This window comes from Rhizobium rhizoryzae (genome assembly GCF_011046895.1).
In the GTDB taxonomy this organism is placed as follows: domain Bacteria; phylum Pseudomonadota; class Alphaproteobacteria; order Rhizobiales; family Rhizobiaceae; genus Neorhizobium; species Neorhizobium rhizoryzae.
This window is the reverse complement of the sequence record NZ_CP049250.1, coordinates 1097501-1111826: the sequence shown is the minus strand read 5'-3', so window position 1 is coordinate 1111826 and position 14326 is coordinate 1097501. Positions and strand designations below refer to the sequence as shown.

The 14326-nt window shown below is 56.3% G+C and carries 13 protein-coding genes, 1 tRNA gene and 2 rRNA genes (1 of these 16 only partly in view); 12 read left to right on the top strand and 4 right to left on the bottom strand.

From position 1 onward, the window contains the following. Nucleotides 1-6 precede the first annotated feature (6 nt). From G6N80_RS11475 to G6N80_RS11445, 7 genes are all read left to right on the top strand, one after another. Nucleotides 7-1089 (top strand): ABC transporter permease, encoded by a 1083-nt coding sequence (locus G6N80_RS11475; RefSeq protein ID WP_062556263.1) that lies wholly within the window; start codon nt 7-9, stop codon nt 1087-1089. After that, nucleotides 1089-1865: an ATP-binding cassette domain-containing protein gene (locus tag G6N80_RS11470; protein ID WP_062556264.1), complete on the top strand. Its 777-nt coding sequence runs from the start codon at nt 1089-1091 to the stop codon at nt 1863-1865. The genes G6N80_RS11475 and G6N80_RS11470 overlap by 1 nt, the downstream gene beginning before the upstream one ends. A 290-nt stretch (nt 1866-2155) precedes the next feature. Beyond that, nucleotides 2156-4009, top strand: a complete 1854-nt coding sequence (locus G6N80_RS11465) for an ABC transporter ATP-binding protein (protein ID WP_183898037.1) — start codon at nt 2156-2158, stop codon at nt 4007-4009. A 10-nt stretch (nt 4010-4019) separates the two neighbouring features. Beyond that, nucleotides 4020-5915, top strand: coding sequence for an ABC transporter ATP-binding protein (locus G6N80_RS11460; RefSeq protein WP_165133902.1), 1896 nt, complete (start codon nt 4020-4022; stop codon nt 5913-5915). Nucleotides 5916-5965: 50 nt separating this feature from the next. Further along, nucleotides 5966-6148: a hypothetical protein gene (locus G6N80_RS11455; protein ID WP_165133900.1), complete on the top strand. Its 183-nt coding sequence runs from the start codon at nt 5966-5968 to the stop codon at nt 6146-6148. Nucleotides 6149-6230: 82 nt separating this feature from the next. Beyond that, on the top strand, nt 6231-6632 hold the full coding sequence (locus tag G6N80_RS11450; protein ID WP_062556267.1) for a group II truncated hemoglobin: 402 nt from the start codon (nt 6231-6233) through the stop codon (nt 6630-6632). Further along, the gene (locus tag G6N80_RS11445; protein ID WP_062556268.1) at nt 6632-6994 is read left to right on the top strand and encodes a DUF423 domain-containing protein; all 363 of its coding nucleotides are present in this window, start codon (nt 6632-6634) and stop codon (nt 6992-6994) included. The genes G6N80_RS11450 and G6N80_RS11445 overlap by 1 nt, the downstream gene beginning before the upstream one ends. A gap of 66 nt (nt 6995-7060) precedes the next feature. Here G6N80_RS11445 and G6N80_RS11440 read toward each other — a convergent pair whose 3' ends face one another. Next, entirely contained in the window at nt 7061-7225 is a 165-nt protein-coding gene (locus G6N80_RS11440) for an HP1242/YdcH family protein (RefSeq protein WP_082547289.1), read from the bottom strand. 89 nt (nt 7226-7314) lie between these two features. On the opposite strand from G6N80_RS11440, the gene G6N80_RS11435 reads away from it, so the two are divergent. The 5 genes from G6N80_RS11435 (at nt 7315) to kduD (ending at nt 11665) form a co-directional block, all read left to right on the top strand. Then, nucleotides 7315-8229, top strand: coding sequence for a hydrogen peroxide-inducible genes activator (locus G6N80_RS11435; RefSeq protein WP_165133898.1), 915 nt, complete (start codon nt 7315-7317; stop codon nt 8227-8229). Between the two features lie 96 nt (nt 8230-8325). Next, on the top strand, nt 8326-9279 hold the full coding sequence (locus tag G6N80_RS11430) for an alpha/beta hydrolase family protein (RefSeq protein WP_165133895.1): 954 nt from the start codon (nt 8326-8328) through the stop codon (nt 9277-9279). A gap of 96 nt (nt 9280-9375) precedes the next feature. After that, nucleotides 9376-10047, top strand: a complete 672-nt coding sequence (locus G6N80_RS11425; RefSeq protein WP_082547293.1) for a GntR family transcriptional regulator — start codon at nt 9376-9378, stop codon at nt 10045-10047. A gap of 15 nt (nt 10048-10062) precedes the next feature. Continuing rightward, nucleotides 10063-10911 carry a 5-dehydro-4-deoxy-D-glucuronate isomerase gene (kduI, locus tag G6N80_RS11420; protein WP_165133892.1) on the top strand — a complete coding sequence of 283 codons (849 nt, stop codon included), beginning with the start codon at nt 10063-10065 and terminating at the stop codon, nt 10909-10911. A gap of 1 nt (nt 10912) precedes the next feature. Beyond that, nucleotides 10913-11665: a 2-dehydro-3-deoxy-D-gluconate 5-dehydrogenase KduD gene (gene kduD, locus G6N80_RS11415; protein WP_165133889.1), complete on the top strand. Its 753-nt coding sequence runs from the start codon at nt 10913-10915 to the stop codon at nt 11663-11665. A gap of 382 nt (nt 11666-12047) precedes the next feature. Here kduD and G6N80_RS11410 read toward each other — a convergent pair. The 3 genes from G6N80_RS11410 to G6N80_RS11400 form a co-directional block, all read right to left on the bottom strand. Then, nucleotides 12048-12124, bottom strand: a tRNA-Met gene (locus tag G6N80_RS11410). Between the two features lie 262 nt (nt 12125-12386). Further along, a 5S ribosomal RNA gene (gene rrf, locus G6N80_RS11405) occupies nt 12387-12501 on the bottom strand. A 253-nt stretch (nt 12502-12754) separates the two neighbouring features. Then, nucleotides 12755-14326: ribosomal RNA gene (locus G6N80_RS11400) — 23S ribosomal RNA — on the bottom strand; it runs 1232 nt beyond the window's last position.

Here is a 14326-nt window from a genome sequence, read left to right as displayed (position 1 = left end):
GAAAACATGAGCGAGCCACAAGCCGCCACGAAGCCGCATCTCGAATACGAAAAAGTGCTATCAGGCAGTTCGACGCAGGTTGCGCAATTCGATACGCACGACAAAACCGCACTGCAGAAGTTCCAGCATTTCCTTCATGGGAACCCGGCAGCCGTTCCGCTGCTGGTCCTCCTGATGTCGGTCATCATCTTCGGCTCGATACTCGGCACCAAGTTCTTTTCAGCATTTTCCATGACGCTGATCCTCCAGCAGGTGGCCATTACCGGCATCATCGGCGCCGCACAGACGCTGGTGATCCTGACCGCCGGCATCGATCTGTCCGTCGGCGCAATCATGGTGCTGTCTTCCGTCGTAATGGGCCAGTTCGCAATCCATTATGGCGTACCAACACCCCTTGCTATCCTTGCAGGCTTTGCCGTCGGTGCCATCTGCGGCCTGATCAACGGTTTCCTGATCGCTCGCGTCAAGCTGCCGCCCTTCATCGTCACGCTTGGCATGTGGCAGATCGTTCTCGCATCGAATTTTCTCTACTCGGCAAACGAAACCATCCGCTCGCAGGATCTGGCCGCAAACGCGCCTCTTCTCCAGCTGTTTGGTCAAAGCATCCAGGTCGGCGGTGCAGTCTTCACCTACGGCGTCATTGCCATGGTGCTTCTCGTCGGCGCCCTCTGGTATGTTCTGAACTCCACCGCCTGGGGACGTCACCTCTATGCAGTCGGCGATGATCCGGATGCTGCGGAACTTGCAGGCGTCAACGTCAAGAAGATGCTGATCTCGGTCTACACGATCTCCGGCGTCATCTGCGCCTTGGGTGGCTGGGCTCTGATCGGCCGTATCGGTTCGGTTTCTCCGACAGCTGGCCAGTTTGCAAACATTGAATCCATCACGGCCGTGGTTATCGGCGGCCTCTCGCTCTTTGGCGGACGCGGCTCGATCCTCGGAATGCTTTTCGGCGCCTTGATCGTCGGTGTGTTCCAGCTCGGGCTTCGTCTCATCGGCACCGATCCGCAATGGACCTACATGTTGATCGGCCTTCTCATCATCGCAGCCGTCGCAATCGACCAGTGGATCAGAAAGGTAGCAGGCTAATGGCACAGGAGCCCATTCTCTCGGCACGCGGACTGGTCAAGCGCTATGGCAAGGTGACCGCCCTCGACAATGCGGATTTCGACCTCTATCCGGGCGAAATCCTGGCGGTTATCGGCGATAACGGCGCAGGCAAGTCCTCTCTCATCAAGGCGATCTCCGGTGCCATCAATCCCGATGAAGGCGAGATCAAACTGGAGGGGAAGACCGTCAGCTTCCGCTCTCCGATAGAGGCGCGCAAGGCGGGTATCGAAACGGTGTACCAGAACCTTGCTCTGTCTCCGGCGCTGTCGATCGCTGACAACATGTTCCTCGGCCGCGAAATTCGAAAGTCCGGCGTCATGGGTAGCGTTTTCCGCAAGCTCGATCGTCCGGCTATGGAAAAGTTTGCCCGTGACAAGCTTTCGGAACTCGGCCTGATGACCATCCAGAACATAAACCAGGCGGTGGAAACACTGTCCGGGGGCCAGCGTCAGGGCGTAGCCGTTGCCCGTGCTGCAGCCTTCGGGTCGAAGGTCATCATTCTGGATGAGCCAACGGCAGCACTGGGCGTCAAGGAAAGCCGCCGCGTGCTTGAACTCATTCTGGATGTCCGCTCGCGCGGTATTCCGATCGTACTCATCAGCCACAACATGCCGCACGTCTTCGAAGTTGCCGACCGCATCCATATCCACCGGCTCGGCAAGCGCCTTACGGTTATCAATCCGAAGGACTACTCCATGTCCGACGCGGTCGCATTCATGACCGGTGCAAAAGCTCCGGAACCGCTGGCAGCCTAAAATCTCCTGACGCCAATTATCTGGGCCGTGCCTTGACCCCAAGCACGGCCCTTCTTTGTTTGAGATGATATTTCGGCAACACCTCTGACAAATTGTCTGAAAATTAAGCCACCTGTCAGACGTGCCGTCCTTTTGCCAATTTTAGCATTTTTCAATCTGTGGCTTCCGGTATAGGAAGAATCGGTCTCTAATGGTGTATCTCCATGAGAATACCTGGTTCTGACCTTCTCATCCTTTGAATGCTCCTCCGGTGACAACGCCGGCGGAACCATAATCGTTGGAATGCTACTGTGACGACTGTTTCTCCAGGCAGCGGCGTGAGCCCGGCTGCATCGCTTGCGCATGTCAAGGCCGCAGGATGGGGCAAGGGCCTCTCTATTATCACCCGCATCACGGTCATGGCGCTGAGGCATCCCTGGCAGACCACGCTCGCCATTGGCGCCACCTTCGTGGCGTCTGGATTCCAGCTGATGATCCCCCAGTTGCTGGGGCACGCCATCGATCAGGCACAAGGCATTGCCGTTGGCGATTCGAGCAATACGGATGCGCAGGATGCGCTGCTCGTGACGGCCCTCCTCCTTCTCGGCGCGAGCATTCTGCGCGGTCTTTTCACCATGGTGCAGAACTATTTCAGCGAAGCGGTCGGCCACCACATCGGCTACGAGCTACGTCTTGCCTGCTACGAGAAGATCCAGCGGCTCTCCTTCAGCTTTCATGACAGCGTCCATTCGGGAGACCTGATCACCATCGGCCTTCTCGATCTGGAAGGCGTGCGCATGTATTTCTCGACAGCACTGGTGCGCATGATCCTGCTTTCCGTGCTGATTGGCATTGGAGCCTACCTTCTTCTTTCGACAGACTTCATTCTTGGATTGCTGGCACTCAGCTTCGTTCCTTTCGTCGGCTGGCGTTCGTCCATTGCACAGCTTCGGCTTCGCGCCACCTGGCTGGACCTTCAGGAACGCCTGCAGGTGTTAACGCGGGTCATGGAGGAAAATCTCGGCGGCATCCGTGTTGTCCGAGCTTTCGCAGCACAGGATCATGAACTGGCCAAGTTCGATGCGGCTTCCAGAAATGCGCTGGAACTGGCGCATCAGCGCGTCGGCATCCGGGTTGCCAACACCAGCGCCATGAACCTTTCCTTCTTCATTTCCATGGGATTGGTTCTCTGGGTTGGCGGCGGAAAAGTGCTTGCGGGCGAGATCACGGTTGGCACGCTCGCATCCTTTCTGACCTTCATGACGATCCTGCAGATGCCGGTGCGCCAGCTTGGCCTGATGGTGAACGCCTTTGCCCGCGCGTCAACCTGTGGCGCCCGTCTCTTCGGCCTGCTCGACATGGACGTTGCAGTCAAGGACGCGCCACAGGCGACTGACCTCAAAGTTTCAGACGGAACCTTGCGGTTCGAAAACGTTCGCTTTGCCTATCCTTCCGCTCCCGAAAACCCGACCTTGAATGGCATCAGTTTCGAGGCGAAACGCGGCGAAACCATTGGTATCGTCGGCCCCCCGGGCAGCGGCAAATCTACCATCGCCCACCTGATCCCGCGTTTCTATGACGTTGATGCCGGTAGCATCACCATCGATGGACAGAATATCAAGGACGTCTCGTTGAAGTCGCTTCGCCGTTCGGTGGTTGTCGTACAACAGGACAGCTTCCTGTTCACCACCACGATCGAGAACAACATTGCCTATGGCGACCCCTGGGCCAATGAAAATCGGATTGCCAAGGCAAGTGAAAGCGCACAGTTGCACAATTATGTGCTGGGCCTGCCCTCAAGCTATGGCACGGTCGTGGGCGAACGCGGTGTCTCCTTGTCTGGCGGCCAGCGGCAACGTCTCTCCATCGCTCGCGCCCTGATGCTGAAGCCTGCCGTGATGGTGTTCGACGATTCAACCGCTGCCATAGACGCAGCGACCGAGCAACGCATTCGAAGCGCCATGCGCCGCTATGCCAGCGATCGGGTCACCATTGTCGTGGCACATCGCCTGAGTTCCCTGATGGATGCGGACAAGATCCTGTTCGTGGAAGAGGGCCGCATCGTCGAGCAGGGAACCCATGAGGAACTGCTGGCACAGAATGGACGCTACCGCGCGCTGTACGATTTGCAGATCCGTCCTGACGATGACGCACTGACCGGTTGAGGAGGACGAGATGGCAGAGGAACTGGAAACAGAGCGCCCAGACATTCGTGATGACGGACGCCGCCCGCCCCGCGCGGTCGTTGGTTCTCACCGGATCGAAGAGGAGATCTTCGGCAAGGTCTTCGACAAGAACATCATAAGCCGCATCTGGGCTTTCGTGGAGCCATACCAGCGAAAGGTATGGCTCGCCGTCGCTGCGGTTCTCACCTTCACCGCCATGCAGTTGATCATCCCGCTGATCATTCGCTACGCAATCGACCACGGCATGCAGCCCGGCAATGAGGGAAATGTGTTGCTCTATGCACTCGCTGCCTTTGTGATCGCCATCCTCATCAATTATGCCGCCTCCTATGCGCAGGAAACGCTGGTCGGCAATGTCGCGGAAGACGTGCTTTTCGACATTCGCCGCGCCATGTTCACCCACCTTCAGCGGGTGTCTCTGTCCTTCATGGACAAGACAGAAGTTGGACGGCTGATGTCACGCCTGCAGGGAGATGTGAACTCCATGCAGGAGTTCCTGGAAACCTCCGTGCTCTCGGTCGGCGACATTACGCTTCTGATCGGCATCGTCGCGGTCATGCTCTACCTCGACTTTGGTCTTGGAATGTTGACCCTCTCGGCACTGCCAGTACTGTTCGTCGTTCGCCTCTTCTGGCTGCCCAAGGCACGCCTCTCCTTCATGGCAGCGCATGAGACGAACTCTATTGCCAGCGGCGCCCTGGCGGAAGCCATTCACGGTGTGCGCGCCGTGCAGGGCATGGATCGCCAGAGCGTGAACTTCACGTTGTTCGACGACAAGGCAAAGGCAAACCTGCGTACCCACCTGCATGCAGCACGGCTGGCGCAGGTCATGGTGCCGATTGTCGATACGCTGACCGGTATCGCCATGGCGCTGGTGATTGTCGTGGGCGGCGCACGCGTGCTCAACCAGGCGCTCGATGTGGGCGTCATGGTTGCCTTTCTCTTCTACATCCAGCGCTTCTTCGATCCGATCCGGTCGCTAACGCTGCAGTACTCGGTCATGCAGCGCGCCATGGCGTCCGGTCAGCGCCTGACGGATGTTCTGGATGTGCCGGTCGACATCAAGGATAAGCCGGATGCCAAGGTTCTTTCGCCGGACATGGATGGATCGGTAGAATTCCGCGATGTGGTTTTCGGTTACAACCCGAAGCACCCGGTGCTCAAGAATGTCAGCTTCCGCGTCAACCCGGGCGAAACGGTTGCACTGGTCGGACCAACCGGCTCCGGCAAATCCAGCTGCATGTCGCTGATCCACCGCTTCTACGATGTTCAGCAAGGTTGCGTGCTCGTGGGCGGTCACGACGTAAGAGATCTGACCCAGGACTCGCTCGGTCGTCAGATTGCCATGGTGCTTCAGGAGCCGTTTCTGTTCACCGGCTCCGTGCTGGAAAACATCCGCTATCACAAGACGGATGCCACTCGGGAGCAGGTAATTGAGGCGGCTACGGCTGTCGGCGCCCATGATTTCATCATGCGGATGCCGGATGGCTATGACAGCCTGCTTGGCCAACGCGGCGGAAATCTGTCACTCGGTCAGCGGCAGCTCATCAGCTTTGCCCGCGCGCTGGTCGCGGACGCGAAGATCCTCGTGCTCGATGAGGCCACCGCCAATATCGACAGCTATACCGAGATGCTGATCCAGAAGGCGCTGGTCAAGCTTCTGGAAGGCCGCACAGGACTGGTGATTGCCCACCGTCTGGCTACCATTCGCGAGGCAGACCGCATCATCGTTCTGCAAAACGGCGAACTGATCGAGAGCGGCAACCACGCCGAACTGATGCGCAATGAGAAGCTCTATTCGAAGCTCTATAATCTCAATTACGCTTCCTTCGACGATATTCCCGATGACGTCATCGACAAGGGCGCGGCCCCTGCATTGACCTAAACGGAACCTCGGCAAGACCTCTCCGTTTCCAATTCAAACGGAGAGCATCGATGACCGAAGACAAGAGGGCACAGACCGCCGTAGAACAGGCGAAACCCGAAACAAAATCCGCCAATGGGAAACCTGCCGCAGGACCCCATGCGCAGGAGCATCTGACCGATCACGAAAAGACACCGGGAACCGGTTCTCTTCCAGACAAGAGGTCTGGCGATATCGATGCGGGTTCCGAGTAGACCTCCCGCGGCTTATTGACGGCTTGCAGTTGGTCCCACTTGCCGCTACCCCTCAGGGAGAATTAGCAGGCAAGGGCAACGGATGAGCGGCGAAACCATCACCCTTTACGAAGCGATCGGCGGCGATGACACTGTTCGCAGGCTCACACGTCGATTCTATCAACTCATGGACGAGTTGCCGGAAGCTGCAAGATGTCGGGCAATTCACCCCGCTGACCTTTCGGGGAGCGAAGCCAAGCTCTACGATTATCTCACCGGCTATCTGGGTGGTCCTCCCGTCTATGTGGAAAAATACGGCCATCCCCGGTTAAGGGCCCGACACTTTGGAGCCCCCATTGGCACCGCAGAACGGGACGAATGGTTACTGTGTTTCTCCCGGGCCATGGAAGAGACGATCGAAAATCCCAAACTGCGCGAGATCATCTGGGCTCCGATCGAGCGTCTGGCGCACCACATGCAAAACCGCGAAGAGGATCAGGCGTAATGCTGGCGAGAACGCGTCCTCTCATTCTGATGCTTTCCGGCTTTCTGGGCGCTTCCGGTGTCATGCTTGCCGCCGCGGCAAGTCATGGTGAAGATGCACGCCTGCTCGGCTCTGCCTCCGCCATGTGCCTTGCCCATGCGCCCGTTCTTCTTGGGCTTTGGATTGCCGGAGCGCGGCTCAAGACCGCGCACCCCTCAGCTCTTGTCCTGGCGATTGGAACCATGCTCTTTGCTGGCGATCTGCTATCTCGCCATTTCGGCCATGGCGCCTTGTTTCCTATGGCGGCGCCAATGGGTGGCCTCGGCATGATCGCTGGTTGGCTTCTCATTGCCATTGGCGCCTTTTACGAGGAAACGAGCTGAGAATTTGGCTAATTAGCAAATTATCTTTTGAATACAGAAGTTTACCAGAAATCCCTGCACACCTAACTACGGCGAACGCTCCATCCAGGTAATCTGGTCTCGCATCTGCATTTTGATGCGTTTTAACTCCATGATGCGAAGTGGATCTGGTTGGGGCATTTTCGTTTCCAGCTCAATCTTGCGCTCTATAAGCGAATAGCGATTCTTCAGGGCTTTCAACAGCGGCGTCATCGTTACCTCCAATGACGCGCAGCATCACAAAATTGAGACGATAGTTCCAATTCATTGACACAATGACTTTGATAGACAACATCTATCATATGCCATTCAGACCGACACACCGCCAGTTGGAGTATCTCGTAGCGTTAGACGCTACCCGTCACTTTGGTCGCGCCGCCGAGCGTTGCCATGTCTCCCAACCCACGCTGTCCGTACAGCTTGCGCTCCTGGAAAAACAACTGGATGTGAGCCTTATCGAACGCACTCCCGGAGCGATTACCCTTTCCCCCGTCGGGCATCAGATTGCCGCCGCAGCGCGCACCATTCTATCCACGCTGGACGAGATCGTAGCCATCGCGACCTCGGGACGCGATAATCTGGGTGGTCTCATCCGCCTCGGTGTCGTGCCAACCTTCGGACCCTATCTTCTACCTTCGGTATTGCCTCAGTTGCATGAAGCATACCCAACGCTTCGGCTGCATGTCCGGGAAGATCGTCCCGCATTTTTGGAAGATCAGGTCCTGAATGGAGCCATTGATTGCGCCCTTGGTCAGAAGCCGCAGAATGAGGACATCTTTGCTTTCGAACAGATTTGCGTGGAGCGGATTTTCCTGGGCGTGTCATCAAGGCACCGGCTGGCAGACAGAAAAACGGTCGCGTTGAAGGATCTGAAGAGCGAAACGCTCCTCACACTCGGCAAGGGCCACCGACTTCTGGAGAATGTGCGTGAACTGGCAACCGTATCCGGGGCCATCATGGCGGAAGATTACGAGGGAACCAGCCTCGATACATTGCGGCAGATGGTATCCATCGAGATGGGCCTGTCACTGTTTCCAGAATTGTACGCCCTGTCTGAAATGATGAGGGAGCCAAGCATTGTCCTGAAGGAGATTTCGGATTGGCCGGCCCATCGGGAAATCGGCTTCTTCTGGCGAAGAACAAGCGCGAGATCCGCACATTTCCAAACGCTTGCCGGTCGTACGCGTGAGGTCGCCCAGCAAAAGCTCCGCCAATAGACGGGCGATCACGATACAGCAGGAGGCTACACTTTTGATGAATTGCGGCGGCTCGAACTTCTCTTCATGATCCCCCCAAGATGAGGAACATGAAGCATGCATGATTTGGTGGGACAGCCGGTCCGCTTTCAAGCCACCGACAGCTACTCGCTCGGCGGCTTCGTCTGGCATTCTGGAGACGCCGAAAGCAGACCGTTTGTGCTCATAACCTGCGCCACGTCCGTGCGCTGCCGTTACTATGCGCGCTTTGCGCAATATTTGTTCGAGCATGGCTACAACGTTCTGACTTATGACTATCGAGGTATCGGCGAATCGCGCCCTCCATCCTTGAAAGATTGCGATGCCGATTGGGCTGACTGGGGCGAGAAGGATCTCGAAGGCGCTCTTCGGTACATTAGCCAGCTTTCACCCAACGCCGGGATCCACGCTGTCGCCCATTCCATTGGTGGCTTCGCACTTGGGCTCGCGCCATCAAATCATCTGGTTGAGAGGGCACTTATGGTCGGCGCCCAGTTCGCCCATCACCGCGACTATGCGGACGAGAAAAAATGGGCAATGCTCTGGCGCTGGCATATCGTAATGCCCCTGCTGACGAGGCTTTATGGCTATTTTCCCGCGAAAAAACTGGGTTGGATGGAGGATACGCCGGCCGGCGTCGCTCTCGACTGGAGCAGGATGGGACCGGCATTCGAGCACTCTCTTAGACGCAAACCACGTAACCGCACTGAAGCGGCTGCGGTGGATCTGAAACGAAACATGCGCGGCCTTTCAGCGCCGATTCTCGCCATAGCCACCACTGATGATCCGTTCGCCACCGTTGCTGCCACCAAGCGGCTGTTGGAATACTACGATAATTCGAAGCGGTACTATCTTCGGCTAAGGCCATCGACCGTTGGTGAAAATGCAATCGGACACTTCGCTTTCTTCCACGAACGCTATCGCGACAAGCTCTGGCCTCTAGCCCTGCAATGGCTGCAGAGTGGCGAACTCCCCTCGCTGGTAAAAGATGATCTCTACAGCGTGCATGAGCCTGTGACTTCCTCACCATAGCGCTTCGCCAGCGAGCCAAAAAAGGACATGCGAAAGTCGCTTGAATGAAATCGTATGAAATTGTATGGAAGTGACGACATCGAAGAAGTTGGCCCTATGACCGTCAAAGCATCAACGGAAAGCGTTACACAGCGCGTGGAGAGACAGCTCCGAAGCGATATTCTCACACTCGCCCTTCCACCCGGTTCTCGCCTTTCCGAGCAAGACATCGGTGAGCGATACGGCTCCTCGCGACAGCCGGGTCGGGAAGCATTGATTGCGCTTTCGAAGAGCCGGCTGGTGGAAATACTGCCCCAGCGAGGCGCGGTCATTGCAAAGATTTCCATCGCAAAGCTGATGCAGGCCGCCTTTGTGCGCGAGGCGATCGAGACGGCTGTCATCCGATCGGCCTGCAGTTCATTCCATTTCCACGCGCGCACACGCCTGGAAGATTGCCTCAAGGCACAGGAACGCGCAGTGGAGAGTAGCGATCGCGCCGAATTTCGCCGCTACGATGATCTCTTCCATCGCACGCTTGCAGATGGCGCGGGATTGATGATGGCCTGGACGGTGGTGGAAGACCTGAAGGCCCATATCGATCGCGCCTGCTGCCTTTCCCTGGGCAAGGGTGATGCGCTGCGGAAGCTTCTTGCAGAGCATAAGGCAATTGTCGCTGCCCTTGATGCACGAGACAGCCACGCAGCCGAAGCTGCAATGAAAAGTCATCTGTCCGAATTGCTACAAGACCTGCCGACTTTGGAAGCGGCTCATCCGGACATTTTTGAATAAAAGGGAGTGATACCTATGACAACCACGATCGAGACACGGCATGCCGTCCATTATTCGCAGTCAGAGCGCATGACGAGTGCGGAACTGCGTGAAAACTTCATGATTGAACGCCTGTTCGTCGCCGGTGAGATACACGCAGCCTACACGCACTACGATCGCATGTTGATTGCAGGCATCATGCCTGCATCAAGCCCCATCCAGATCGGCCCGGAACTGGCAAAAGTCGTCGGCACAGACTTCCTGCTTGAGCGTCGCGAGCTGGGCCTGATCAACATTGGCGGCAAAGGCAGGGTAACCGCAGATGGTACTGTCTACGATGTAGACTTTCAGGATGGTCTCTATCTTGGAATGGGCATCAAGGACATTTCCTTCGAAAGCGCGGATCCTGCAGCACCCGCGAAGTTCTACATCAATAGCGCACCTGCTCACGCAAACTTCCCATCCCGCGTCATTTCCAAGGCAGATGCGATTGAAAACAATCTCGGCGATCAGCTGACCTGCAACAAGCGCAAGCTCTATCAGTATATTCACCCCAAGGTGCTGCCGACCTGCCAGTTGCTGATGGGCCTGACGCGCCTGGAGCCAGGGAGCGTCTGGAACACGATGCCAGCCCACCTGCATGATCGGCGTATGGAAGCCTATGTGTATTTCGAAATCCCGGAGGAAGCGTTCGTCGTGCATCTGATGGGTCGCCCTCAGGCAACCAACCATCTGATCATCCGCAACGAACAGGCCGTCGTTTCTCCTCCGTGGTCGATTCATTGTGGTTCGGGTACCGGCTCCTACGCATTCATCTGGAGCATGGCCGGTGACAACCAATCCTTCACCGATATGGACTTCGTGCCGATGAAGGAGCTCAAGTAAGATGAATCTGTTCGATCTGACTGGAAAGCGCGCCCTTGTAACCGGAGCGCGAACAGGATTGGGCCAAGGCTTGGCACTGGCACTCGCCAATGCAGGTGCCGACATCCTAGCGCTGGGCTCTCGTTCCATGAGTGAGACAGCCCGGAAGATTGCGGATACAGGCCGCAATTTCGAGGAAGTCATCTATGATCTTACCGATCCAGGCGGCCTCCCCGACATCGTCAGCAAACTGACTGAAACCGCCAACATCGATATCTTGGTGAACAATGCGGGACAGATCCGTCGCGCGGATTTCACTGATTTTTCGGAGCAGGACTGGGACGACATTATGAATATCAACCTGAAGAGCACCTTCATGCTCTCACAGGCTGTCGTCAAGCATATGGTAAACAAGGGGATCACAGGCAGAATCATCAACATTGCCTCGCTCCTGTCATTCCAGGGCGGCATCCGCGTTGCGTCCTATACATCGAGCAAGCACGCGGTTGCCGGTCTGACCAAACTCATGGCCAACGAGCTTGCGGCCAAGGGGATCACGGTCAACGCGATTGCACCGGGTTACATGGATACGGACAATACGGAAGCGTTGAGAAACGACCCGAACAGGAACCGTTCGATTCTCGAGCGTATTCCAGCTGGTCGATGGGGCACGCCCTCCGACCTGGATACGGCAGCACTGTTCTTCGCCTCTCCAGCGAGTGGCTATGTGACCGGCCAGGTACTGGCTGTCGATGGCGGCTGGCTTGCGAGGTAGTGGATGCCTTGGTGTGAGCCCTTGAGGGGTTCACACCTTTTTCCGCGCTGGTCGACGATGTCAATTGGTTTGCTTTGTTGGTGACGGCTGGTGGCTTTGCGGGGAGGAGCGCCGTTGACGCTGTGTAGTGCCATCTCATCTGGGTGAGACATTATCGTATCGTATGGGGTTTTGTGGCGTTTCGTGCGCCCCTTGGGCCGACGTCGATTGCCTCGAGATGTCGTCTCACGACTGACGGACAGTATGTCGAACGCATCCATGCGGACTGCTCAGTTTTGCGATCCCCGTGTTGATGCGGGTGTTTGGGATCGTCTTTGTGTAGCGTTGGTTTGGAAACGCAAAAAGCCCCACAATGGGGGCTCTCTGGTATCACAGGGATTGTTGGTTGCGGGGGCAGGATTTGAACCTGCGGCCTTCAGGTTATGAGCCTGACGAGCTACCGGGCTGCTCCACCCCGCGTTATGTTTGAGCATTGTCTGGTTATTTGCCAGACTATGTTGTTTCTGTGTCCGTGGCGCATGCCCGGTTGTTTATTGTTTTGTCCTGCCTTTGGCCACTTTTGGTGTCCTTTGGTGGACAGGGCTGCTCTTGGCCTGTGCGTCGCATTTTTGGTATGACGCTTCTAGATTATTTTGCAGCAAAAAGGCCGCGTTGTCAGCGGCCCTTGTCTGTCGGCTTGGGCCGAAGTTTGTGTTGAGAAGATTTTGATTGCCTTTAGCAGACCTGGCAGCGACCTACTCTCCCGCGTCTTAAGACGAAGTACCATTGGCGCTGGGGCGTTTCACGGCCGTGTTCGGAATGGGAACGGGTGCGGCCGCCCCGCCATAACCACCAGGTCGGCTAAGGGCAATGTGATTGAGAAGCTGGTGAAGGTATGAGCCTTCGTTTTTGATTTGAACACGTTATTTGTTTTGTCTCTTTTTGTCTTTGACCTGTTTGAGTGTGCCACCCCTACAGGCCAGCGGCCGTCGCCAATCGTTTGGCGCGCCGTCCTTAAGCCGCAGCAAGCTTTGCTTGCGACAGCGTGAGGACAAAACAGATGGCATCATCTGTGCTGCAGGGCAGCACGGATGAGCATTTTCAATGAGAACGATCAAGCCAATCGGGCTATTAGTAAGGCTAAGCTTCATGCGTTACCGCACGTCCACACGCCTCCTATCAACGTGGTCGTCTTCCACGGCCCTGATAGGGAATACTCGTTTTCAGGTGGGTTTCCCGCTTAGATGCCTTCAGCGGTTATCCCTTCCATATATAGCTACCCTGCTATGCCGTTGGCACGACAACAGGTCCACCAGAGATATGTCCATCCCGGTCCTCTCGTACTAGGGACAGATCCTGTCAATATTCCTACACCCACGGCAGATAGGGACCGAACTGTCTCACGACGTTCTGAACCCAGCTCACGTACCGCTTTAATTGGCGAACAGCCAAACCCTTGGGACCTGCTCCAGCCCCAGGATGCGATGAGCCGACATCGAGGTGCCAAACAACCCCGTCGATATGGACTCTTGGGGGTCATCAGCCTGTTATCCCCGGCGTACCTTTTATCCGTTGAGCGATGGCCCTTCCACGCGGGACCACCGGATCACTATGACCGACTTTCGTCTCTGCTCGACTTGTCAGTCTCGCAGTCAGGCGGGCTTATGCCATTGCACTCGACGACCGATTTCCGACCGGTCTGAGCCCACCATCGCGCGCCTCCGTTACTCTTTCGGAGGCGACCGCCCCAGTCAAACTACCCACCATACACTGTCCCGGATCCGGATAACGGACCGCGGTTAGACATCCATGACGATAAGGGTGGTATTTCAAGGATGGCTCCACGAGAACTGGCGTCCCCGCTTCAAAGCCTACCACCTATCCTACACATGCCGACACGAATGCCAGTGTAAAGCTATAGTAAAGGTGCACGGGGTCTTTCCGTCTGACCGCAGGAACCCCGCATCTTCACGGGGAATTCAATTTCACTGAGTCTATGTTGGAGACAGCGGGGAAGTCGTTACGCCATTCGTGCAGGTCGGAACTTACCCGACAAGGAATTTCGCTACCTTAGGACCGTTATAGTTACGGCCGCCGTTTACTGGGGCTTCGATTCAAAGCTTGCACCTCTCCTCTTAACCTTCCAGCACCGGGCAGGCGTCAGACCCTATACGTCGTCTTATCGACTTCGCAGAGCCCTGTGTTTTTGATAAACAGTCGCTACCCCCTGGTCTGTGCCACCCCAATACACTTGCGTATAATGGGGTCACGCTTCTTCCGAAGTTACGCGTGCAATTTGCCGAGTTCCTTCAACATAGTTCTCTCAAGCGCCTTGGTATACTCTACCTGACCACCTGTGTCGGTTTCGGGTACGGTCTATAATGATGGAGCTATTTCCTGGAACCGCTTCCCTGCCCATCCAATCCAATAAGAATGAACAAGTTACGCAATCCGTCACTACCACCAGGCCCACGAATATTAACGTGGTTCCCATCGACTACGCGTGTCCGCCTCGTCTTAGGGGCCGGCTAACCCTGCTCAGATTAACTTTAAGCAGGAACCCTTGGTCTTTCGGCGAGGGGGTCTCTCACCCCCTTTATCGTTACTCATGTCAACATTCGCACTTCCGATACCTCCAGAGGCCCTCACGGGTCCTCCTTCACTGGCTTACGGAACGCTCCG

What these genes read in the sequence shown, in the direction of transcription:
- G6N80_RS11455 (WP_165133900.1), top strand. Translation starts at nt 5,966, where the DNA reads ATGACCGAAGACAAGAGGGCACAGACCGCCGTAGAACAGGCGAAACCC.
- G6N80_RS11460 (WP_165133902.1), top strand. Translation starts at nt 4,020, where the DNA reads ATGGCAGAGGAACTGGAAACAGAGCGCCCAGACATTCGTGATGACGGA.
- kduD (WP_165133889.1), top strand. Translation starts at nt 10,913, where the DNA reads ATGAATCTGTTCGATCTGACTGGAAAGCGCGCCCTTGTAACCGGAGCG.
- G6N80_RS11470 (WP_062556264.1), top strand. Translation starts at nt 1,089, where the DNA reads ATGGCACAGGAGCCCATTCTCTCGGCACGCGGACTGGTCAAGCGCTAT.
- G6N80_RS11430 (WP_165133895.1), top strand. Translation starts at nt 8,326, where the DNA reads ATGCATGATTTGGTGGGACAGCCGGTCCGCTTTCAAGCCACCGACAGC.
- G6N80_RS11475 (WP_062556263.1), top strand. Translation starts at nt 7, where the DNA reads ATGAGCGAGCCACAAGCCGCCACGAAGCCGCATCTCGAATACGAAAAA.
- G6N80_RS11450 (WP_062556267.1), top strand. Translation starts at nt 6,231, where the DNA reads ATGAGCGGCGAAACCATCACCCTTTACGAAGCGATCGGCGGCGATGAC.
- G6N80_RS11425 (WP_082547293.1), top strand. Translation starts at nt 9,376, where the DNA reads ATGACCGTCAAAGCATCAACGGAAAGCGTTACACAGCGCGTGGAGAGA.
- kduI (WP_165133892.1), top strand. Translation starts at nt 10,063, where the DNA reads ATGACAACCACGATCGAGACACGGCATGCCGTCCATTATTCGCAGTCA.
- G6N80_RS11440 (WP_082547289.1), bottom strand. Translation starts at nt 7,225, where the DNA reads ATGACGCCGCTGTTGAAAGCCCTGAAGAATCGCTATTCGCTTATAGAG.
- G6N80_RS11445 (WP_062556268.1), top strand. Translation starts at nt 6,632, where the DNA reads ATGCTGGCGAGAACGCGTCCTCTCATTCTGATGCTTTCCGGCTTTCTG.
- G6N80_RS11435 (WP_165133898.1), top strand. Translation starts at nt 7,315, where the DNA reads ATGCCATTCAGACCGACACACCGCCAGTTGGAGTATCTCGTAGCGTTA.